Annotated in this window: 21 protein-coding genes; 13 read left to right on the forward strand and 8 right to left on the reverse strand. The window is 41.0% G+C overall.

Features of this window, described 5'->3' with window-relative positions; all coding sequences use genetic code 11:
- Window positions 1-77 precede the first annotated feature (77 nt).
- From DQM45_RS00760 to DQM45_RS00795, 8 genes are all read left to right on the forward strand, one after another.
- A complete protein-coding gene (locus DQM45_RS00760) occupies window positions 78-365 on the forward strand; it encodes a DUF4651 domain-containing protein (RefSeq protein ID WP_003084445.1) in 288 nt (95 codons plus the stop codon).
- Window positions 358-675: a thioredoxin family protein gene (locus tag DQM45_RS00765; protein WP_003082874.1), complete on the forward strand. Its 318-nt coding sequence runs from the start codon at window positions 358-360 to the stop codon at window positions 673-675. Before DQM45_RS00760 ends, DQM45_RS00765 begins: the two co-directional genes overlap by 8 nt.
- 17 nt (window positions 676-692) lie before the next feature.
- On the forward strand, window positions 693-1,319 hold the full coding sequence (gene ytpR / locus DQM45_RS00770) for a YtpR family tRNA-binding protein (RefSeq protein ID WP_003085847.1): 627 nt from the start codon (window positions 693-695) through the stop codon (window positions 1,317-1,319).
- 344 nt (window positions 1,320-1,663) lie between these two features.
- Window positions 1,664-2,059 carry a single-stranded DNA-binding protein gene (locus tag DQM45_RS00775; RefSeq protein ID WP_003082593.1) on the forward strand — a complete coding sequence of 132 codons (396 nt, stop codon included), beginning with the start codon at window positions 1,664-1,666 and terminating at the stop codon, window positions 2,057-2,059.
- Window positions 2,060-2,530: 471 nt separating this feature from the next.
- Entirely contained in the window at window positions 2,531-3,487 is a 957-nt protein-coding gene (locus DQM45_RS00780) for an ABC transporter substrate-binding protein (protein WP_003084013.1), read from the forward strand.
- Window positions 3,488-3,502: 15 nt separating this feature from the next.
- On the forward strand, window positions 3,503-4,465 hold the full coding sequence (locus DQM45_RS00785; RefSeq protein ID WP_003085535.1) for an ABC transporter substrate-binding protein: 963 nt from the start codon (window positions 3,503-3,505) through the stop codon (window positions 4,463-4,465).
- 17 nt (window positions 4,466-4,482) lie between these two features.
- Entirely contained in the window at window positions 4,483-5,367 is an 885-nt protein-coding gene (locus DQM45_RS00790) for an ABC transporter permease (RefSeq protein ID WP_003083454.1), read from the forward strand.
- An 8-nt stretch (window positions 5,368-5,375) separates the two neighbouring features.
- Window positions 5,376-6,179, forward strand: coding sequence for an ABC transporter ATP-binding protein (locus DQM45_RS00795; protein ID WP_003083252.1), 804 nt, complete (start codon window positions 5,376-5,378; stop codon window positions 6,177-6,179).
- 88 nt (window positions 6,180-6,267) lie between these two features.
- On the opposite strand, the gene DQM45_RS00800 is transcribed toward DQM45_RS00795, so the two are convergent.
- The 4 genes from DQM45_RS00800 to DQM45_RS00815 all read right to left on the reverse strand — a co-directional run bounded on the left by DQM45_RS00800 (window position 6,268) and on the right by DQM45_RS00815 (window position 10,411).
- The gene (locus tag DQM45_RS00800) at window positions 6,268-6,909 is read right to left on the reverse strand and encodes a deoxynucleoside kinase (protein ID WP_003085179.1); all 642 of its coding nucleotides are present in this window, start codon (window positions 6,907-6,909) and stop codon (window positions 6,268-6,270) included.
- An 18-nt stretch (window positions 6,910-6,927) separates the two neighbouring features.
- Window positions 6,928-7,905 (reverse strand): tRNA dihydrouridine synthase DusB, encoded by a 978-nt coding sequence (gene dusB / locus DQM45_RS00805; protein WP_039984745.1) that lies wholly within the window; start codon window positions 7,903-7,905, stop codon window positions 6,928-6,930.
- Complete coding sequence (gene hslO, locus DQM45_RS00810; protein WP_039984748.1) at window positions 7,892-8,764, reverse strand: Hsp33 family molecular chaperone HslO; 873 nt, start codon at window positions 8,762-8,764, stop codon at window positions 7,892-7,894. Before hslO ends, dusB begins: the two co-directional genes overlap by 14 nt.
- Window positions 8,765-8,890: 126 nt before the next feature.
- Window positions 8,891-10,411 carry a M protein trans-acting positive regulator PRD domain-containing protein gene (locus DQM45_RS00815; RefSeq protein WP_003082913.1) on the reverse strand — a complete coding sequence of 507 codons (1,521 nt, stop codon included), beginning with the start codon at window positions 10,409-10,411 and terminating at the stop codon, window positions 8,891-8,893.
- A gap of 323 nt (window positions 10,412-10,734) precedes the next feature.
- Between DQM45_RS00815 and DQM45_RS00820 the strand changes: the two genes are divergently transcribed.
- Window positions 10,735-12,321 carry an LPXTG cell wall anchor domain-containing protein gene (locus DQM45_RS00820; protein ID WP_003082736.1) on the forward strand — a complete coding sequence of 529 codons (1,587 nt, stop codon included), beginning with the start codon at window positions 10,735-10,737 and terminating at the stop codon, window positions 12,319-12,321.
- A gap of 136 nt (window positions 12,322-12,457) precedes the next feature.
- Here the strand turns inward: DQM45_RS00820 and gshAB are convergent, their stop codons facing one another.
- The 3 genes from gshAB to DQM45_RS00835 form a co-directional block, all read right to left on the reverse strand.
- A complete protein-coding gene (gshAB, locus tag DQM45_RS00825; protein WP_003084653.1) occupies window positions 12,458-14,719 on the reverse strand; it encodes a bifunctional glutamate--cysteine ligase GshA/glutathione synthetase GshB in 2,262 nt (753 codons plus the stop codon).
- Window positions 14,720-14,863: 144 nt separating this feature from the next.
- A complete protein-coding gene (locus DQM45_RS00830; RefSeq protein ID WP_003083151.1) occupies window positions 14,864-16,114 on the reverse strand; it encodes a toxic anion resistance protein in 1,251 nt (416 codons plus the stop codon).
- Between the two features lie 10 nt (window positions 16,115-16,124).
- Entirely contained in the window at window positions 16,125-16,970 is an 846-nt protein-coding gene (locus tag DQM45_RS00835) for a hypothetical protein (protein WP_003085123.1), read from the reverse strand.
- Window positions 16,971-17,314: 344 nt separating this feature from the next.
- On the opposite strand from DQM45_RS00835, the gene DQM45_RS00840 reads away from it, so the two are divergent.
- Together DQM45_RS00840 and DQM45_RS00845 are read left to right on the forward strand one after the other, a co-directional pair.
- Complete coding sequence (locus DQM45_RS00840) at window positions 17,315-18,607, forward strand: adenylosuccinate synthase (protein ID WP_003083421.1); 1,293 nt, start codon at window positions 17,315-17,317, stop codon at window positions 18,605-18,607.
- 101 nt (window positions 18,608-18,708) lie between these two features.
- Window positions 18,709-19,065 carry a DUF2200 family protein gene (locus tag DQM45_RS00845; protein ID WP_003085901.1) on the forward strand — a complete coding sequence of 119 codons (357 nt, stop codon included), beginning with the start codon at window positions 18,709-18,711 and terminating at the stop codon, window positions 19,063-19,065.
- A gap of 333 nt (window positions 19,066-19,398) precedes the next feature.
- On the opposite strand, the gene DQM45_RS00850 is transcribed toward DQM45_RS00845, so the two are convergent.
- Entirely contained in the window at window positions 19,399-20,070 is a 672-nt protein-coding gene (locus DQM45_RS00850) for a helix-turn-helix transcriptional regulator (protein ID WP_003083556.1), read from the reverse strand.
- Window positions 20,071-20,273: 203 nt separating this feature from the next.
- Between DQM45_RS00850 and DQM45_RS00855 the strand changes: the two genes are divergently transcribed.
- Window positions 20,274-20,639 carry a RidA family protein gene (locus tag DQM45_RS00855; protein WP_003083683.1) on the forward strand — a complete coding sequence of 122 codons (366 nt, stop codon included), beginning with the start codon at window positions 20,274-20,276 and terminating at the stop codon, window positions 20,637-20,639.
- Window positions 20,640-20,672: 33 nt separating this feature from the next.
- Window positions 20,673-21,695 (forward strand): PTS fructose transporter subunit IIC, encoded by a 1,023-nt coding sequence (locus DQM45_RS00860; RefSeq protein WP_003085988.1) that lies wholly within the window; start codon window positions 20,673-20,675, stop codon window positions 21,693-21,695.
- Window positions 21,696-21,738: the final 43 nt, after the last annotated feature.

Below are 21,738 nucleotides of genomic sequence, written 5' to 3' on the forward strand. Positions count from 1 at the left end.
CCTGAATTTGTGATGAACTAATAATTCTTAGTAAAGGCGTTGGCCTATTTACTAAAAAGTATGATAAAATGAAAAGTATGAACAAAAAAAGAATGAAAAACCTTTCAGGGCTTGTCGGTATTTCGGCGCTAGCTGTCATAGGCTTAGCCTTAAAAAACAAATATGAGGATTATCAAAGAGCTAAGATGACAGCTGACCTGCGTCGCTTTTTCTCTGAGATGGGACAGATTGATGTCCTCTATTTTAATGCAGCTGAATCTGAAAAAGATTGTCATAAGGGCGGTGTCGTTTTTGCAAATGGCAGAGCTTATCGCTTTAGTTACTGTAAAGGTGATATTGTTTATGAGGAGGAGAAGCATGATTAGTCCTAAAACCTATGAAGAATTAGCTGAAATAATGGAACGGCAAGATAAGCTTGTTCTCTTTTTTACGGCGGATTGGTGCCCAGACTGCCAATTCATATACCCTGTCATGCCTGACATTGAAGCTGAGAATAATCAGCTAACTTTTGTTGCTATTAACCGTGACGATTTCATGGAAGTGGCTCAGGAGTGGAATGTTTTTGGCATCCCGAGTTTTATCGTGATTTCAAAAGGACAGGAAGTTGGCCGTTTTGTCAGTAAGTCACGGAAAACGAAAGCTGAGATCAATCAGTTTTTGGCAGAATACAAGTAAGCAGAAAAGGAAGAATAATGATTTTTGCATATAATAAAGAACAAGTTGGCGATGTTTTGATGGTTATTCTCGAGGATACGAAGCCAATCAAACGACAAGTGGAACGTAAAGGTAAAGTAGCACGAGTTTTCGCCCAAGAAGATGGCAGAACCTTAGCCTGGAATATTTTCCAAGTTTCCACACTGTTTGCAGTTAAAGGCAATGGCCAGGTCTTCTTATCAGAATCAGACATTAACAATCTAAATGCCGAACTAGCTAAAGAGGGCTTCTCTGAAGAATTAACAGCTGGTCAAGAACCGGTCTTTGTCGTCGGTCAAATCAAAGAGATGGTAGCCCATCCAGACAGTGACCACCTCAATATCTGTCAAGTTGCTATTGGATCAGACAAAAGTGTTCAAATTGTTGCAGGTGCTCCTAATGCTGCTGTTGGTTTAAAAACGATTGTGGCTCTTCCAGGGGCAATGATGCCAAGTGGTAGTCTTATATTTCCAGGGAAGCTCCGAGGAGTAGATTCTTACGGGATGATGTGCTCTCCACGTGAGTTAGCCCTTCCAAACGCTCCGCAAAAACGTGGGATCATTGAATTAGATCAGTCAGCACTTGTTGGAGAAGCTTTTGATCCGGCTAAGCATTGGCGTGGGTAAAAAAGCACGACTATAAACAAAAACCTTAGTTTTAAACTAAGGTTTTTTAGATCTTTTAATGAGAAAATAGCTAATCAGAGTAGCGAGAGTAGCAATAAAAAGACTACCGAAAAAATCGTAAAGCCAGATACCTCTTGTTATTTGAAACCAGATAAAACGGGAAAATAATAAGACTAGAAAAACTCCGATAGCAAATTTAATCTTCATCTTTTAGCCACCTCTTTTTAAGTTAAAATAACATATTCATAAGCAAAAGGCAATGCTGAGTATTAAAAAGGGATTTATTTGCCAAAGTCAGTTTATTTGTCCAAATCTTTTCGGATAACTAGTTAGGAGGACAAAAAATGTATAATAAAGTAATCATGATTGGTCGATTAGTTAACCATCCCGACTTGATAAAGACCCCAAAAGATAAGCATGTGTGCCGAGTTTCAATTGCTGTCAATCGCCGTTTTAAAAATGCTGAAGGTGAGCGTCAAGTTGATTTTGTTAATCTTGTTCTTTGGGGACGATTGGCTGAAAGCATGGCTTCGTATGGTAGCAAAGGTAGCTTGATTTCGCTTGATGGCGAGCTACGCATCCGTAAGTACGAAAAAGATGGTAAGATGACTTATATGACCGAAGTCCTATGCCAATCTTATCAACTTTTAGAGAGCCGCGCTCAGCGGGCTGTTAGAGAAAATAACCTGGCTGATGATCTTTGTGATTTGGTTTTAGATGAAGAGGCCTTACCTTTCTAAGATTGAACTTTTCTTAAAAAATTTTTAGCGAGTTGAAATCGTGCCCTAATGGCGGTTTGAAGGGGTTTAGCCACATCAGCTTGCTTGAAAAAGAATAAAAAAGTTTATTTATGGAGTTTCAATGGCTTGACAGCTCTTCAAAAATACCTTATAATTTTTTAAAAATTAATGGAAAGAAAGAGGAGGTCACTGGTATGATACCTAACACGACAACTCACACGCTTAACAACCGTTATTACTTTAGCTTCTTTAGATAGTGTTTGTAGACATATTACCTATGGATACAAACAATGCAAAACGTCAGTTTGTATCTATGGGGCTAAAGGCTATTTGAGTTGTTTGTCCACATAGATAAAAATATCTAAGTGGGCACCTTATCACAGTGTATCTTCTTATACCTCTTTAGTTGTATAAGACCATTTAGATATTTCTAAATGGTCTTATTTTTATACCCAAGAAAAGAGGAGTCACATGAAAACAATATTTCGATTTACAATGCTTACATTAGCTTTACTCGGTTTGACGGCTTGCCGTCAAGAGGCAGTGACTAGCAAAAACCATGTTAAAGTTGGTATTATCCAATATGCTGAACATCCAGCTTTAGATGCTGCCCAAAAAGGCTTTATCAAGGCTTTGAATGAAGCAGGCTATAAAGAAGGACAAAATCTTGATTTAACACAGAAAAATGCTCAAGGAGAGCAAGCTAATCTACAAACAATGGTAGAGCAATTAGCAGGTAAAAATGATCTTAATTTTGCCATAGCAACTCCAGCAGCTCAGGCCATGGTTAATGCTGATCAGGAAACACCGACGATTTTTACGGCAGTTACAGATCCTATATCAGCAGGTTTGGTCAAATCTTTAGAAAAACCTGGCGGGACCGTTACGGGGACTCTTGATGCGGGTGATGTCAGTCAACAAATTGACGTGTTAACCAAGGCTATCCCAAAAGCTAAGAAAGTCGGTATTTTCTATAACTCTAGTGAAGTCAATTCTCAAATTCAAGCTAAGGCAGCCAAAAAAGCCTTGCTTAAGAAAGGACTCAAGGTAGTTATCAAAACGGTAACCACCAGTAATGATGTTCAGCAAGTCATGACCAGTTTAGCCAATCAAGTTGATGCTGTTTATTTGCCAACAGATAATACAGTAGCTTCAACAGCAACAACTATCGGGGAAGTCTTGAAAGAAGCCAAAGTGCCAGCTATTGGTAGTGATGCAGCTTACCTAGATGCTGTTTTATTAACATCAGGTGTTGATTATCAAGCTATCGGCCATGCTGCGGGAGAACAGGCTCTTAAAATTCTAAAAGGTAAAAAAGTTTCTGAGCTCCCTGTTCAAAAACCTCAAAAAGCTCAAGTCAAAATTAATGAGGCTATGGCTAAAGCACTTGGTATAGACCCCTCAACATTAAAAGCAGCCCTGAGCTAGAAGGATGGTGTGATAATGAACAGATTCAGCAAATTAGTAGTGCTAACCTTAGTCAGTCTCCTTTTGGTTGCTTGTCGATCGACCGAGGGAAAAAGCCCAGTATCACAGCAAACTGTAACAGTTGGAATCTTACAATATATGGAACATGATTCTCTCACAGCAGCTCGTAAAGGCTTTGAAGCAGAGCTTAAAAAAGAAGGCTATACCCAAGGTGAAAACTTAAAAATAGTCTATCAAAATGCTCAGGGAGACCAGGCTAATTTACAAACCATTTCAGAACAGTTGCTTAAAAAAAGTGATTTGGTGTTAGCTATTGCGACACCAGCAGCTCAAGCTTTAGCCACAGCCTCAACTGATATACCAATTGTCTTTACAGCAGTGACTGATCCCTTGTCGGCAGATTTGGTTAAAAGTCTAAAAAAACCTGGTGGCTTGATAACAGGAACAAGCGACCAGGCCCCTATTGCTAAACAGGTAGCACTTTTAAAAGAAGTTTTGCCAAAAGCCAGAGAAGTAGGAATTCTCTATACCAGCAGTGAGAGAAATTCAGAAGTACAGGTTAAGGAAGCAGAAAAAGAGCTTAAAAAAGCAGGTTACAGAGTCAGCAAAAAAGGCATCTCATCAAGCAATGAAGTGCAAGATGCAACTAACAGTTTGATGCATACAGCTGATGCTCTCTTTGTTCCGACAGATAATACGGTGGCTTCAACGATGACGATGATTGGTCAGTTGTCTGTTGAGCATCAGGTACCAGTCATTGGCGGCTCGACAGATATGGTTGATGCTGGCGGACTCTTAACCTATGGGACCAATTATAGTCAGTTAGGCAGACAAGTTGCAAGACAGGCAGTGACTATTTTAAAAGGGCAGAATCCGGCGACGATCCCAGTTGAATTGCCAAAAAAGGTAAATTTGCATGTTAATAGACAGCAGGCTCAAAAACTAGGGGTAGATCTTTCCCACCTATCACTGAAGTAAGAAAAAAAGGAGAAAAAATGGCACTCATTCTATCAAGTTTATCACAGGGACTCTTATGGTCGGTGCTGGCTATTGGCGTCTACATTACTTTTCGCATTTTAGATATTGCTGATTTAACTACTGAGGGCTCATATCCGCTCGGAGCGGCTATCTGTGCGACAGGTATTGTTTCAGGCTTAGACCCGCTCTTAGCAACACTCCTAGCTTTTGCTGGTGGACTATTAGCGGGTTTGGTTTCAGGTCTTATCCATACCAAATTGAAAATACCAGCCCTCTTGACAGGGATTATTACTTTGACAGCCTTGTATTCTATCAACTTAAAAATCCTTGGCAAGGCGAATGTAGCTCTCTTGGGACAAAAAACCCTAGTTTCAGAACTCTACGACTTGGGATTTACAAAGACAGCTTCGGCCATGATTATAGGAGTTATCGCTGTTTTTATTCTTATCTTGCTCTTGACTCTGCTCTTGAAAACTCAGGTCGGTCTAGCGCTGCGATCAACCGGGGATAATATCCCCATGAGTGAAGCAAATGGGATAAATACCGACAAGATGAAGATTCTAGGCTATATGATTTCTAATGGCTTGATCGCACTTTGCGGGGCTTTATTGTGTCAAAATAATGGTTATGCCGACTTGAATTCTGGGGTCGGAACCATTGTTATTGGCCTTGCTTCAATCATCATAGCTGAGGTGGTCATTAGGCATCTGACTATCGGCTGGCGTTTGGCGTCCCTTGTCTTAGGGGCTATTCTCTATCGTCTGATTATTCTTGCTATCTTGTCTATTCCGGGTATGGATGCTGATTTGGTTAAGCTCTTTTCGGCCATACTGTTAGCGACTGTCCTTTTTATTCCAGAATTACAACAGAGATTGAAGATTCGTCAACCAAAACTGAATTAGGAGTTATTATGTCAACATTATTATCATTACAAAGGATTCATAAGATTTTTGAAGCTGGTACGGTCAATGAAAACCACGTCTTGCGCGGACTCAGCCTTGATGTGCAAGAAGGAGACTTCATCTCAATCATCGGAGGTAATGGAGCTGGGAAATCAACCCTTATGAACAGCTTGGCTGGGACACTAAAGCTTGATCATGGCGACATCTTGTTAGAAGGTCAGTCCATCAGTCACTTATCGACTGCCAAACGGGCACAGTTTATCAGCCGTGTGTTCCAAGATCCTAAGATGGGGACAGCTTCACGCTTAACTATTGAAGAGAACATGGCCATCGCCCATCGTCGTGGAAAAAAACGTGGTCTTAGCTGGGGCGTGAAAGAAAGCGACCGCGAAGCTTATCAACAAGCCCTGCAAGAATTAGGACTACATTTAGAAAAGCGTCTCAGAGTAGATACCCAGTTCCTATCAGGTGGACAAAGACAAGCTTTAACGCTTTTAATGGCTTCTCTTGAAAAACCAAAGGTCTTGTTGCTAGATGAACACACTGCCGCCCTAGACCCCAAAACCAGTGATATGGTGATGACCTTAACCGACAAAATTGTCAAAAATCATGGGCTGACTACCCTCATGATTACCCACAATATGGAACATGCTATCCAATATGGTAACCGTTTGGTCATGCTTCATCAAGGCCAAATCGTCGTTGATCTTAAGGGGGATGACAAAAGAAAGCTGACTGTTGAAGAGCTGATGACTCTCTTTCAACAAAATGTGGGACAAGGCCTTAAAGATGATGGACTGATCCTGGGATAGCATTTATTTGGATCAGAACAAGGAGCAGTTTAAAGTGATTGCTTCATAACTCATAAAAACGACTCACATTTGTGAGTCGTTTTTTCTTCTATAATAAATCTAATGTTTTAAGTTTTTCATCGATCATTTGGAGGACTGTGGTTAAGTCTTCTGGGTTCTGGACGAAGTCTAGAGCATCTCCGTCAATTCTCATTTTCGGTGAGACGTCGTATTCTTCATACCAGGTCGGGTATTCTTCGTGGACTTGGTAGTAGTATTCTTCTAGTCCAGGGTTGTCATCAACTTGCTCAAAAGAGCGTCCCCGTTTGGCAATGCGTTCTAACATTTTCTCAAAAGAAACGTCAATATAAATCAATAAATCAGGCCGTTTTTTAGGCATGCCTTCTAATTCTTCTAGCATGTTAGCCAGCAGTTCTTGGTAGATGTCAAGTTCTGCTTTGGTGACGTTACCATTTTTATAATTGAGTTTGAGAAAGAGCTCGTCTTCAAAAATGGAACGGTCTAGAACATTATTATCAGCTTTATAGGCTTCTTTAATGGATTTGAAACGTTTGTTTAAAAAGAAAATTTGGAGTAAAAAGGCATATTTTTGGGGGTCTTGATAGTAGAGATCAAGAACGGGGTTGTTGTCAACAGCTTCATAAAAAACATCAGTCCCCAAATAGTCTCCAAGAGCAGCAGCAAGAGAGCTCTTCCCTGCTCCAATAGTTCCGGCTAGTACAATCAACATGATTCTCCTTCAATGGTCTTAGCGAACTTGGGCAAAAATCTCTTGGACTTGAGCCAAAGTATCGGCGCGTGATACAGCTCCGCGGACTTTAGCAGCTCCAGCAGTCCCACGTAAATAATGGGGAGCTAAACCGCGAAATTCCCGGACAGCAATGGTTTCCCCCTTGAGATTAATCAAGCGGGTCAAGTGGTCCTCAGCAATGTCCAGTTTTTTGGCAAATGGAAGATCAGGTAACTCTTCACCCGTCTCAAAAAAGTGGTTGATTTGAGTAAACAAGTAAGGGTTGTTCATGGCTGCGCGTCCAATCATCACAGCATCGACGCCGATTTCCTCAATCATAAACTTAGCATCTTGGACACTACGCACATCGCCATTGCCGATAAAAGGAATCTTGGTCAGTGCTTTAGAGACACGTGCGAGGGTATCGTGGTCACAGCTTCCAGTGTACATCTGCTCACGCGTACGACCGTGCATAGCAAGCGCAGCGACGCCTGCTGACTCGGCAGCTAGAGCATTCTCAACAGCTAATGAGCTGTCTGCCCAGCCGGTACGCATCTTAACAGTCAGTGGAATATCGAGAACTGAGGTAACTTCGGAGACGATATGATAGATCTTATCAGGGTCACGCAACCATTTGGCACCGGCTTCGTTTTTGACAACCTTATTGACCGGGCAACCCATGTTGATGTCAACAATATCAGCCTTAGTGTTGGTTTGGATGAAATCGGCAGCCCGTTTTAAACCTTCAGCATCGCCCCCAAAGAGTTGGATAGACATGGGATGCTCTGTCTCATCAATGTGGAGCATGTGCAGGGTTTTTTCGTTGTTGTAAAGGAGCCCTTTTTCGGAAATCATCTCCATAACCACTAGACCAGCACCAAATTCTTTGGCGATTGTCCTAAAGGCAGAGTTGGTGACGCCAGCCATAGGGGCTAAAACAGTACGGTGTGGGATTTCAACAGTCCCAATCATAAAAGATGAATTAAGCTTTGTCATTGATAATCCCTTTCAAATCTTGCTCGTTAAACTGGTAGATTGTTTGACAGAACTGGCAGACGATTTCGGCACCATGATCCTGATCAATCATATCTTTTAGATCACTATCAGGTAAAGTTCTGAGGGCCGACTCAAAACGTTGTCTCGAGCAATCACACTGGAAGCTTAAAGATTCTTCAGAGAGTCGCTTATAAGGCTCATCGCCATAGAGAGCATCTAAGAGGGCTTGGATATGGTCTTCTGAGGTCAGAAGACTTGAGATGGCAGGCATTTCTTGGAGCCTCTTTTCGTAACGTGCGATTTCCTCTTGGCTAGCCCCAGGTAAAACCTGCAACATGAAGCCGCCAGCAACCTTAACCTTATCTTCCTCATCAAGGAGAACGTTCAAACCAACAGCAGAAGGTGTTTGCTCCGACTCGGTTAAGAAATAGGCGAAATCTTCACCGATTTCGCCAGAAATCAAGGGTGTAGTTGAGGTGTAGGGATTACCTGTTCCATAATCGACAATCGAGACAAAGTGGCCATTGCCCATAAAAGGGCCAACTAGAACTTCACCAGTAGCTGTTTTTTTAATGTCAACGCCAGTGTTTTGAATGTAGCCCTTGACGTGACCTTTAGTGTCAGCAATGGAAATGATATGACCAAAAGAAGAGTCACCAATCACTTTGACGGTAACTTTACTATCTCCTTTTTGGTTAGCAGCTAAGATTTGGTTGGCAATCAAGGTGCGACCAAGCGCCACTGTCGATGATGATAGGGTGCCATGTTTTTCTTGTGCACTTTTAACGGTTTTTGTACTATCAAGCACAAAGGCTCTAAAAGAGCCAGATTGTGAGAGTGATTTAATCAATTTATCCATGACTACTATTATAGCATAAAGACCTTTTTTTCTGACCCTTGAAGGCATCTTAATTTTTAAGAAGGGATTAACCTTGATACCAATGAAGATGAGATAGGCTCATGATAATATGGAAAATCTAAGCTATTAAAGTTCTTCTGTTTCTGCTAAGCAGGTCATGAAATGTTTTTCAACTTTTTCTTTGAGGTAGTGGTTAAGCTCTTCGAGGGCGACACTGGGTACCAGTTGGCTGAAAAAGTAGATGTCAATGCCTTCACTTTTTTCTAAGCTAATATCAGTTAGGACGAGGTCGTACTTTTTGCGGATAGCTCGCATGTCAATCTCGTAATGGTCGTGAATAGTGATGTCGAAATATTGACCGGTGAAGGCTTTTAAGAACTGACCAGTGTTTCGGGTTCCTTTTTCAATGACGAGGACTTTTTGTTGGCTAATGGCCTGACTGAGGTGTAAAAAGAGGTTATCCCAGTTAACCAGTAAAGAATACAAGAGCTGTTGTTGCTGTTTCTCTGGGCAGGCAATGCCTCGCTTAGTGAAAGGGGCTAGCAGCGCTTTTTTCAAGGCTTCTAATAGCAGAGGGTAGGATTTTTGGAAATAGTCAATGTAAGGTTCTTTATAGTCGTAGACGAGATAGCTTTGGTAAGCGTCATGTTCTTTTAAGATGGTTGCATTATGCAAAATCTTGGCTATCTCTTTGGAGTTGGAAATTGGCAGTGAGAGGCGTTTTTGGATGCTTTCTAGGGTCTCTAGCCATTCCTTATAAGAGATGATGTTTATCTCTTCTGGCACTAGGGCAGGCGTCTGAGGGACATCGTCCTGAGTATTGACAATGATTTCCTGATGGAAATAGGTCGAGAAGATTTCTGATAGGGCTAAAGCATCTAGTGGTTGGGCAAAATCTTGCCAAAAGAGCTGGGCCAGCTCCTGCAAGTTGGGATCTTCTTTGAGTTTTTGAAAGAGGCGCGTGCTTCTAGTGTAAGTGTGGTTGATGCGGTAGCCTTTAGCAAAACGGATAATATTAACCCCAGCGACGACTTTCAGGTGATGAAAGAAAAAATGGCTAATAGGGGCATCAAGCTGTTGAGCAATCAAATCAATCAGGCGCATGACAGCTCTTTCATTAACCCGGTTCACGAAGGGCCATTGACCACAATCATAGGCTTCAGAAAAATATTTCAGGTAAAGAAGTCTAATGTCCTCTTCTTTTCCTATCATGGTAATGCTTTTAAAGTCAATGTGGCAACCATACACCAGTTGCAGGAAATGGTTGGTCCGCTTAATTAAGCGTTTGAGGGTAGAGAGGCTAATAAAGAGACTTTCAGCCAGTTCGTCGAGTGAGTCGAACTCTTCAAAAAAGATGGCCTCAATCAGACGCAAAGAGGGTGTCTCTAATAGGATCGACTGGTAAAGTTTTTGCGGTCCCGACTCTTTTTGATAATCAAGTGTTAAATAGGGTCCTTTATAAGGAAGAGATTTGATTTCAGAAAAAGTCGACAGATGAGCAATCTCTGTTTGCAGGGTTAGAAAAGAACAGTCTAGATGATGACAGATGTCCTTATAGTCGCAACAGTGTTCCTCTTGGTTGAGAAGTTTGAGTAGATTAAAACTACGTAGTTGTTGATTAGAAAATAATTCTTTAGTGGTTATCATCATTTCTCCTTGACATTATGGTTCTAGCTTATCTTCTCTAAAAGCAGGTGATACGGGAATTAAAGCCATTTTTTTGATATCGTTTCTAATTAAAAATGGCCGGAAGATAAACCAGCCTACAATACTATTATAAACCAAGTTAATTAATTTATCATTCATAAATTTAAATTTTCATTAAAAACATGGACTTTAATATTAATCTGACGTGATATATACTAAGAACGTAGTTGACCAAGTGTGCCCAAAAAAACTGTTCTGACAGCCTTGACAGACTTGTCAAACTAACAAAAAAATGAGAATTTTCATATATAAGGAGAAAGAAAATGAAAAACAATATGAAACGCCGCAAACATGCTTTACGCAAAGCCGTAACAGCAGCGGTATTAGCGGGAACAGCCTTTTCCAGCTTTGGAGGTGCGCTAGGAACCGTAACATCGGTAAAGGCCGATCATAGGAATATTTTAGATACAAATAGTGAAGACTACAGAAAGCTCGTAGAGGTTACGGCTGAGGCAAACCTCCGTAATAAAGAAAAAGCATTAAAAGACTTGAGGAAAGTGCTGAGCGAAGCTAGTACTGACACTCTTCATGCCCTACTTAAAGGTTTAGATAATACACATCTGTTTTATAGAGGTAGTATATTAACTAATCTCTCTCTTTTACTGGGTAATTTAAATAATGATAACGATAGTGATTTATATCATAATGGTGGGCTTAGTTTAGAATCAGTCTTGATTCAAGAGATTGAAAAACGACTTGATGCAAATGATGAAATGAAGAAAGAAATTGACTCTAAAAAAGTTGAACTCGAAGTCTTAAGAGATAGGGAAAAAGATCTCTTAACTGAGAGAGAAAAGAGCGACAAAACATTAGAAGAAAAATTATATGAATTAGAAAATAAAAATAAAGAACTTGAATCACTTAAAGAAGAACTAAAAAACCATGAAGAAGCTCACGAGGAAGCTACTGAAAACTTAAACAAACAAATTCTTGATCAAGATAAAGAAAATACTGAATTAAAAGAACAGTTAGAAAAAACAAAAGCTGAATCTGAAGCTAAGGTTAAAGAATTTGAAGCTAAACTAGAAGAAGCAACTCAAGAATTTAACAGTGCTCGAGAAGAGTATGACAAACTTTTAGAAGAAACAGATGGTAAGTTATTTGAAGAGGAAAGCCGTAATAAAGAACTTAGCGAGAAGCTAAAAATGGCTGAAGAATTCTATGAAACTGCTCAACTGAAACTAAAAGAAACTGAAGCTAAATTAGCGGAAGCTGAGAAAGCTAATAAAGAGCTTACTGACAAAGTAGGTACATTAACTGAAGAACGCGATGCTGCTAAAGCAGAAGCTGAAAAAGTTCCTGAACTTGAAGAAAAAATTATGAAGTTAGAACAAGAGCTTGAAGAGGCTAAAGCTGAAGTAGCAGAACTTCAAGAAAAAGAAGAAGCTCTTGCTAAAGAACTTGAGACTGTTAAAGCTGAAAAAGAAGCCCTTCAAGCTGAAATCGACAAGCTTAAAGAAGAGCACAAGAAAGAAGTTGATGCCCTTAATGCCCTTCTTGCTGAAAAAGATGACATTATCAAGCGCTTAGAAGAGCAAGTGGCGAAAGCCAAGGAAGAAGCTGAGAAGAACGCACAATTAAGTGAAGAAGAAAAAGCGAAACTTCAAAAAGAATTAGACCAAGCTAAGAAAGAATTGGCAGAAAAACTTAAAGACATGCCAAATAAAGTTGAACCACACATAGGTGGTGCAGCTCAAGCTGGTCAAGCTAACTCATCAGCAAACCACAATGCTGAGCACTTACCATCAACAGGTGAAAAAGCTGTGAACCCACTTCTTGTGGCAACTGGCTTATCCCTTATCATTGGTGCAGGTGCTTACACTTACGCTGCCAAACGCAAAAAAAACTAACCCCTACTCGGTAAAAAGACATAAGACAAAAAACTTATTTTCGATTCATTAAGACACCAACTCCCTTATCACTGATAAGGGGGTTTTTTAGTAGTAAAAATCCCTCACCCATTTAATGGGTAAGGGAAAGGGGGATCTAAGTTAAGATTGCTACTTCTGGAAAGAGCTCTTGTAGGATTTTAGGTGTCAGGGCTTGGCCTGGCCCTTGGTAAGGGTAGGTGTGCATATACATGGAAGGGTTGAAGTTGAGTTCGATGCAGTGGACATTGGGCTGGCTGATATCTGCTTTTTCCTTAATATCTGGGATAATCAGGTCTACACCGCAGACCCAGGCACCTATGGCGTCTGCCATTTGGGCGGCTAAGTCCTTATAGGATTGGTCCATCTCTTCTGTCAGGTCAACAGAGTCGCCACCGGTTGAGATATTAGAGTTACGCCGCAGTTCAACTCTGACACCTTTTTTTAAAATAGAGTCTTCTTGATAGCCTTGTTGGTCCAGCATCAGTTTTTCAATGGGGCCTAGCTGGATTTTCTCTAAAGGTGAGCGGTGATCACTACCTCGTAATGGGTCTTGATTTTTGATGGCTACCAGTTCTTTGATGGTGTGTTGACCGTCTCCCACGATATTAGCTGGAAGGCGCAGAAGCACCGCCTGACACGTGCCATTTAGAGTGAAGAAGCGGTATTCCGTACCTGTGATGAAGGCCTCAACCAAAACGTCGCTATCTTCTGAGAAGGCTATGTCAAGGGCTTTTGCATAGTCGGTCTGGCTAGCTGGTTTTTGAAAGATTGAGATGCCTAGGCCAAAATTGGTCGACTTGGGTTTGACCACGATGGCTTGGTCCGCAATCACTGGGTAATAGCGCAAGGCCTGCTCTTTAGTCGCAAATTCTTGCCCTTGTGGGGTAGGAAAGCCCGCTTGGTCTAAGATTTTCTTGGTCACGGTTTTATTAGCCATGGCCAGTGGCACCACATAGTTATCCTTAGAAGTCATATTGCCATTTTTGACCAGTTCGATGTGGTCCTGATGCCAGAGCTTTAAGAACTGGTCAGATTCGTCCAAGATTTCAAGATGAATCCCCTTTTGGATAGCATCAAACATGAGCATTTGCGTCGATAGCTCCATGCTTTCATAGCCCTTAAGTGCGTAGGGAGCCAGTTTTGCTTTGTGATGATAGGTGGTTGCTTGTTTTAAGCCAAAGGCTGCCAGAGAAGCGTCAGCGATGTGACTAGAAAGACGACCGCAGATGGTTTGTCTAGGTTCCTTTAGAGCTAGTGTTATCTGATCAATCAGTCCTTGATAGTAGGCATCTAAGTTGAAGTGCTGGACTAGTTTTTGCATAGCTTCTAGGAGTGGTTGTGGATTAGCCTGAGGCGACAGCGGAGTGAGAGGACCAGCTAGGGCAACGACTTCATTGAGCTCTTTGGCCGTTTGTAGGTCTTGATCGCAGTCTTCTAGGTCATCAAGCCACAGGAGACTGAGGATAAAGAGGTGGAAGCTGTCCAGGGTTTCCTGGCTAATACCTAGTGGGTCAAAGGGGTCAATGTCAAAACTCCGGAATTCCAGATAGCTGATTCCCTTTTTCAGGTAGTCCTGGCTATGGCTACTGCCCCGTAGGCGGACAGCCGAATAGAACTCTTTTTCCAAGGATAAGTCCCCTCGGGCAATGCTAGCTTGGATATCCTTGATGTAGGATTCAAGAGAGGAGAAGGAGATTTGCAACGAGTCAGCATTGCTGTAGCCATAGGCCTTGCTGGCTCTGAGAGCACGGGCTAAGCCTTGTGGCATCGTCGCGTAGAAGTCTTTTTCGGCAAGTGGTGATGCACCAAACAAGTAGGTCACAAACCACTGGTAGTTGAGAAATTGACGGGCTAATTTCATGTAAACTTGGTTTTTAAAGGTGACCAAATTGTCACTGCCACTATGCTGAAAGAGGCTTTCGAGTAAATTTTGCCCTATGCCAAAATTGTAATGGAGTCCTGAGATGGACTGCAGTTTTTTGCCATAGGTTTCTACCAGGTGATTGCGGTAGGCAACCTCTTCTTTGTTTTCTAGCTTGGCGACTTGGATATCCTTATCTTGCAGGTAAGGTGGCATGGATAGGGGCCAAATCAGTTCTTTTGGGGCAAGTGAAGCATGGGTCACGTCCCAGATAGCCCCTAGTCGGCGTCTGGCTTGGCTAGTAGAGTGGGAGATGGGTGTGATTAGTTCTAGTTGTTCCTCACTGAAGTCAGTTTGAATGTAAGGGTGGAAGCTACGTGACCCTAAACAAGATGGGTGGTCAGTTGGGGCAATCTGGCCTGATTCAGTGATGCGTAAGCCCTCTCTTTCTAGGCCAAAAGTTGCTTCTAAAATATTAGTATTATGGGGTAATTGTTGTAACAGCTGATTGAGCATCCTATCTCTACTTTCTCTTGGTTTCTTCTTGTTCCAGTTTACAATTTTAGGGCCTGAAATACAATTTTTTGACACCTAAATAGCAAAAAACCAAAGCTTGGTAAAGACTTTGGTTTTGGCTGATATGACGAGATTTTAACGGGCTTATTTTTCCACTTGCTCTTGACTGGCACGTCCTTGGTTGAGAAGGGCATTAATGATGCCTTCATCTCTTAGTTTAGCAGAGTCATTGATGGTTTCAGCGGACGTGATAATTGTTGCTTCTAGTTGAGCCCGTTTTTGGCGACCAGCATCAATGGCTTCAATGATGCCCTTGTTTTGTTGGACTAAACTTTCGGCTAAGGCTGTTACTGACTGGATAGAGAGTGTAGGGTTCTGAGCAGACCTTTCTAGGGCCGGAATGGCTTCTTTACTGGTTTCGGCCAGCGTCTGAAGGGCAGCGTTGTTAGCATTAACGATGGCATCAGCGGTGGCCCCTGACTTGACAGACTGTTGGAGAATCCCTAGTTGGGCTATAGATAACTTCATGGTTGGAATGGTGTTTCGGCGGAGCATGCCCAATTTTTGGCGCATGTCAGAGGAGACTTTTACTAGGTTTCGCATCTGCGGTGTAGTGGCCCAGGCCACATAGAGACGGCTGACATACTCGGTATGCTGCTGTTCTAAGGTGTTGATGACTTCGGTTGTTCTGGCTAGTCGGTCGCTTGTGTGTTGGTAGTCAGGCGTTGCTGCGTCGAGACTTGCTAATTCTGCCTGCAGAGCCTGAGCGCGCTTGGTAGCTTCTTTTTGGCTAGCTTCGACAAAGGAGATAACTCCGACCAGATTTTCGATGGACTTGGTATTATCCTCTATCAACAACTCGGCTGAGACGATATTGCGAGCTAGGGTGTCTTCTTGTTTGACGACTGCGGCAGCCATGCCGTCCATTTTTTGTTCGATATTTTTGGCGTCAAAGTAGAAATCTTGTAGGGTGTTTTTGCTTTGTTTAAAGAGCTTTTGTAGCATGTTTGGTTTCTTTTCCAAATCTGCTGGGCCGACTTCTTTATATTTTTTAACAAAGCCATTGAGCTCTTGGTTGGTGTTTTTGAGCAGGTCATCAACCTGTGGGATTTGTAATTTTTTTTGTTCCTGCAAGATGTGATTGACGGTACTGTTAACTTCTTCGACGGCTGTTTGGCCAAAGTCAAGTAGAGTATTTTGGTTGTCCATAAAAGAATCCACCAAAGCTGGGGTTTTGGCTAGTATGGCAGTTTGTTGCTCAGGGCTTAGCTTTTCAAAGAAGGAAATAGTTTTGCCGGCTTGGGTAGAGCTGTCACTTAATATTTCAGTGGTTTTATCATTTTTAGTCATGGCCTTGTCGGCAATGGCATCAATATCAAAGTTAAATTCAGACATCAGGGGCTCCTTATTCTTTTGTTCTCAATTCGTTTTGTTTTTGCATCATGCGCAAGCTGATATCAAAATCTTTTAGCTCACTTTCATTTAATTTTCGTAAGGTTTCATCTAGATCTAGGTCAAACTGTTTTAGGGCTTGGTGGGCTGAGGCTAGTCTTTCTTCGGCCTTAAAATAATCCTTGGGTGAAGCTTTGATTTTCAGGTAGCCATTTAAAATGTCATAAAAATGTTGCATGCTACTTTCTTGTAGGGCTTCTAATTCAGCTTTATTATCAGCTTTGGCAATTTTTTCTAAGATGGTTTGGTTATCTTTTTGGACATTTTGATAAATATCTTTGAGTTCTGGTGCTTTTTCTGAGATGACCTTTTCTGTTAGGATGCTAGAGCTAAGTTTCTGGTCAATTTGTACTTGTTCGAGTTGGAGAAGGGTATCTACTTTGACCTCATCGGCTTTTTGGTTAATCCGTTGATAAACTGATTTTGGGATATTATCTTTTAAGTGGTAAGATTCTTCTTTGATAAATTGAATTTTGGGTAATAGTTGTTGAGCGACTTGTTGAAAGTTTTGAATATCATTTTCAAGCAAGTAGCGGTTGAGCAATTGATTTTGTTTGTCGGCTAAGTGTACGGTATCCTTGAGGTTTTGGATTCTTTTGGCTAAGGCTTGGCCAGCCAGCCGTTTTTGTGTTTTGCGGATATAGCGAAAGCTGAGTCCAACTACGAGGGCACTGGGGAGTAAAAAGGCTTCTGGTAGTGTTTCTGCGATGGTAGCAAGAACAATACCGAAGGTGAGAAACCAGAGCCAGACTGGCATGCGAGGTATGAGGGCGACTAATCTTTCAAAGAGTGTTTTCATCTTATAACTGTTCCATTTCATATCCTATTAGTGAGGGAGATCTTATGTCTATTCTACCCTAAAAGATGTCTTTCTTAAAGTTTTTAATGAGTTTTGCGGCGTCAGCTAGGGGTAACTTACTTAAAGGTTGCTAAAAATAGTCTATATTGTTCGGCTTTTACCGATTTATCAAAATTAAAAAAGGAAAAGAGATATAATTTTCTTAATTATTTTGTCAGAGTTAGCAATTTTTTTCATTTTTTGCTATAATAGATTGTAAGACAAACTTGCAGGTGAGATTCCTGCCATATTGCTCAAGAAAGGTGAAGGCCTCTGCGTGTTTGGCATGCCGATATCGAAAACATATGACATCAGTAGTAGTTGTTGGTACCCAGTGGGGTGATGAAGGTAAGGGGAAGATTACAGATTTTTTATCTTCTGATGCAGAAGTGATTGCGCGTTATCAAGGTGGAGATAATGCGGGTCATACCATTGTGATTGATGGTAAGAAATTCAAGTTGCATTTGATTCCTTCAGGGATTTTCTTCCCAGAAAAGATTTCTGTTATTGGTAATGGTGTTGTAGTTAATCCAAAATCATTGGTTAAAGAGTTAGCTTACTTGCATGAAGAAGGTGTAACCACTGATAATCTTCGGATTTCAGATCGTGCGCACGTGATTCTGCCATACCATATCAAGTTGGATCAGTTGCAAGAAGATGCCAAAGGTGATAACAAAATCGGCACTACAATCAAGGGTATTGGTCCAGCGTATATGGACAAGGCTGCGCGTGTTGGGATTCGGATTGCTGATCTTTTGGACAAAGATATCTTTGCTGAACGCCTTAGAATTAACCTAGCTGAGAAAAACCGTCTCTTTGAAAAAATGTATGACAGTACACCACTTGACTTTGATGCTATTTTTGAAGAGTATTATGCTTATGGTCAAGAGATTAAAAAATATGTGACAGACACGTCTGTTATCTTAAATGATGCTCTTGACGCTGGCAAACGTGTTCTTTTTGAAGGTGCCCAAGGGGTTATGCTTGATATTGATCAAGGAACTTACCCATTTGTGACCTCATCTAACCCAGTTGCTGGTGGTGTGACTATTGGTTCTGGTGTCGGACCAAGTAAGATTAACAAGGTTGTTGGTGTATGTAAAGCTTACACGAGTCGTGTGGGTGATGGTCCTTTCCCGACTGAGCTCTTTGATGAAGTTGGTGACCGCATCCGTGAAGTTGGTCATGAATATGGAACAACTACAGGGCGTCCGCGTCGCGTCGGTTGGTTTGACTCAGTTGTGATGCGTCATAGCCGTCGCGTGTCAGGAATTACTAATCTATCTTTGAACTCTATTGATGTTCTTTCAGGTCTTGATACCGTTAAAATCTGTGTGGCCTATGATCTTGATGGTCAGCGGATTGATTATTACCCTGCAAGTTTGGAGCAATTAAAACGTTGTAAACCTATTTATGAAGAACTTCCAGGCTGGGAAGAGGATATCACAGGCGTTCGCAGTCTGGAAGAACTTCCAGAAAATGCCCGTAACTATGTGCGTCGCGTGGGCGAATTAGTTGGTGTGCGTATTTCAACCTTCTCAGTTGGACCAGGCCGTGAACAAACTAATATTTTAGAGAGTGTTTGGGCAACTATTTAATGATAAAAGGATGAAACTAAAAAGAATCTTCTGCAAGAAGATTCTTTTTGTTTTGGAAACAGCTTATGTTAGAATAGGAAAAAAGAGAGAAGGTGGCAAAGATGTCCCATAGTATTTTTCAGATGGCCTTTCAGTCTGTTTATCAGGCTTTGGTGGCTAAAGTCGAGCGTAAGGGAGGGCATGGTCAAGATGTGGATAGGATGATTACTTGGCTGATGGGCTACTCTAATGAAGAAATAGCTGAGCTTAAAAAATCAAATGTGACCTATGGTGACTTTTTAAATCAAGCACCTTCATATAACCCTTACCGGCAAAACATTACGGGTAAGATTTGTGGTATCCAAATCGAAACGATTACGGATGATCAGATGCAAAAGCTTCGCCAATTGGACAAATTGGTTGACTGGTTAGCAAAGGGGAAGACTAGTGAGCAGGTAATTGCTAAATATCAAGGCTAGACTTTTTCTATTAGCAGGAGCTGATTTGTAAGCTAATGAACTGGCCTAAAAGTGTTATTTAAGCAAATTTGAGAGAAGTCGAGGCTTTTTAAAACAAAAGGTCCAACCTTATTTGTGGACTCTAGAAAAGAGAAGAACGGATGATGTGCATCGTAGCCGACAAGTTAGATTTTTGTCTAACCTGTCGGCTGTTTTTATTTTAGAAGTCAGGAGGTTAAAAAATCTTTTTTATGATAGTCTTTCTTCAGTGATAAAGTCTTTTAAAAAAGCCCCAAGGACTTGGGACGCTCGGCTAATGACAGAAAGGTTGGAGTGTGAAAGTGATGGACCATTTTAATCGGCATCAATCTTTTTAAGGTAGCGGTAGACACTTGGTTCTGAGATATTTAAGACTTCAGCAACCTTTGAAACGGCTCCCTTGAGCTGAAAGACTCCTTTTTCGTGGAGCTTGTAAACAATGTCTATTTTGACTTCTTGGCTAAGGTTAATCCCTTGTTTTAATAAAGAAGGGTCGATGATCTCGCTAATGATATCTTGAATGTTATTTGATAAGACTTCTACCGCTTCATCTGGTTGATAATTAATTGACGCTAGTGTTGGTGACTGACACTGATGTGGGAGGAGGTTGGCCAAACTTAAGACATTCTCGGCTAAGTTTTTGTAGACGGATATATCCATATTGATACAGAGCATGCCTTCTAGTTGACCACTGGCGTTTTTGATAAATAAAGTCGATCCTCGGACTTCTTTGTTTTGTGGGCTCACAATAGCTTTGTAATTGGTGACAAAATCTTGTTTTTGATAGACCTTATTATTAATCAAGTCTAGTGCAAATGCTGTTAGGGGTGAATTGGTTGTCCGTCCGCTAATGTGACTGTTTACAATTTCGCCAATGTAGATATCATTTTCATCAATCACATGAAGAACGATTTCATAATTTTCCCCAAGAACTCCATGTAAAAACTTAATGACTGTTTTCCAATAGTTCAGTCTCTCCTTGTCCATATAAGGTACCCTTTTCCTGATTTTTATTATTATAGTAATACATTTTAAAGTAAAAAACAATTTAAAAAAATGAACATTCTGCAAAAAACGACCTATGAGGCAAAAAAATGTATAATAAAATATTATTAAAATAATAATTTATTATTGACAATGAATGCGATTTCATTTATAGTTAAATTATTGAAACAAAAGGAGGATTATCTATGAAAAACTATCCCGATTCTATTGGGCCTTACTCTATCTACACGGTAGAAGGTAACACGCTCTACACTTCAGGTCAATTACCAGTGATTCCTGAGACTGGCGACTTAGCTACTGGGTTTGAAGCTCAGTGCCGACAATCTTTTGCCAACATTAAGGGAATTTTAGAGGAACAAGGCCTGGATTTGAGCCACGTTTTTAAACTTACTATCTATTTGTCAGATTTGACGTATTTTAATACCTTAAACCATGTGATGGAAGAATTATTTGAGGAACCTTATCCTATCAGGACTGCTTATCAAGTTGTTGCTTTACCTAAAGGAGCTTTAATTGAGGTTGAAGCACTAGCTAGACTGACGAAATCATAAGCTGTTTAATGTATAGATTGGTGGATTAATGAGATGGATATAATTATTGGGACTGGTTTACTTATTCTGGTATTAGCAATTTTTACCTTATTTAACTATAAGGCTCCTTACGGAGCCAAGGCGATGGGGGCATTGGCTTCGGCAGCATGTGCGTCATTTTTAGTTGAGGCTTTTCAAGATTCTTTTTTTGGAAAAGTTTTAGGCTTTAAGTTTTTGAGCGAAGTTGGTGGAGCTAATGGTTCCTTATCAGGTGTAGCGGCAGCTATTCTTGTTGCGATTGCTATTGGTGTTTCTCCCGGCTACGCTGTTCTAATTGGCTTGGCAGTGTCTGGTACGGGAATTATCCCTGGCTTTATTGCTGGGTATCTGGTTTCCTTCTTGATTAAATGGATGGAAAAAAATATTCCTGGTGGATTGGATCTTATTTCGATTATTATTATTGGAGCTCCATTAACTCGCATCATTGCTAAGCTCATCACCCCGGTGATTAATGATACGCTTTTATCAATAGGTGATATCTTAACCTCAAGTGCCAATAGTAATCCAATCATTATGGGAATTATTCTTGGAGGTACAATTGTGGTTGTGGCAACGGCTCCACTATCATCAATGGCTTTGACAGCTATGCTTGGTTTGACCGGTATACCGATGGCTATTGGAGCCTTGTCCGTTTTTGGTTCTTCTTTTATGAATGCTGTTCTTTTTTATCGCCTAAAATTGGGTGAAAGAAAAGACAATATTGCCTTTGCCATTGAACCATTGACACAGGCTGATGTGACCTCGGCAAATCCTATTCCGATTTATGTGACTAATTTTTGTGGTGGTGCTGCTTGTGGTATTTTAATTGCCTTGATGAAACTGGTCAATGATACTCCGGGAACAGCAACGCCAATTGCTGGTTTTGCTGTCATGTTCGCCTATAACCCGATGGTAAAAGTGTTAATCACAGCTTTAGGCTGTATTGCTTTGAGTATGCTTGCGGGATATGTTGGTGGAAGCGTATTCAAAAACTATAAATTAATTACTAAACAAGAACTACAAGCAAGGGATAGCTAGAAACTTCTTGGAAAAATGACTGACGGCTGGAAAAATAAAGATG

Source organism: Streptococcus porcinus (assembly GCF_900475415.1).
Taxonomy (GTDB): domain Bacteria; phylum Bacillota; class Bacilli; order Lactobacillales; family Streptococcaceae; genus Streptococcus; species Streptococcus porcinus.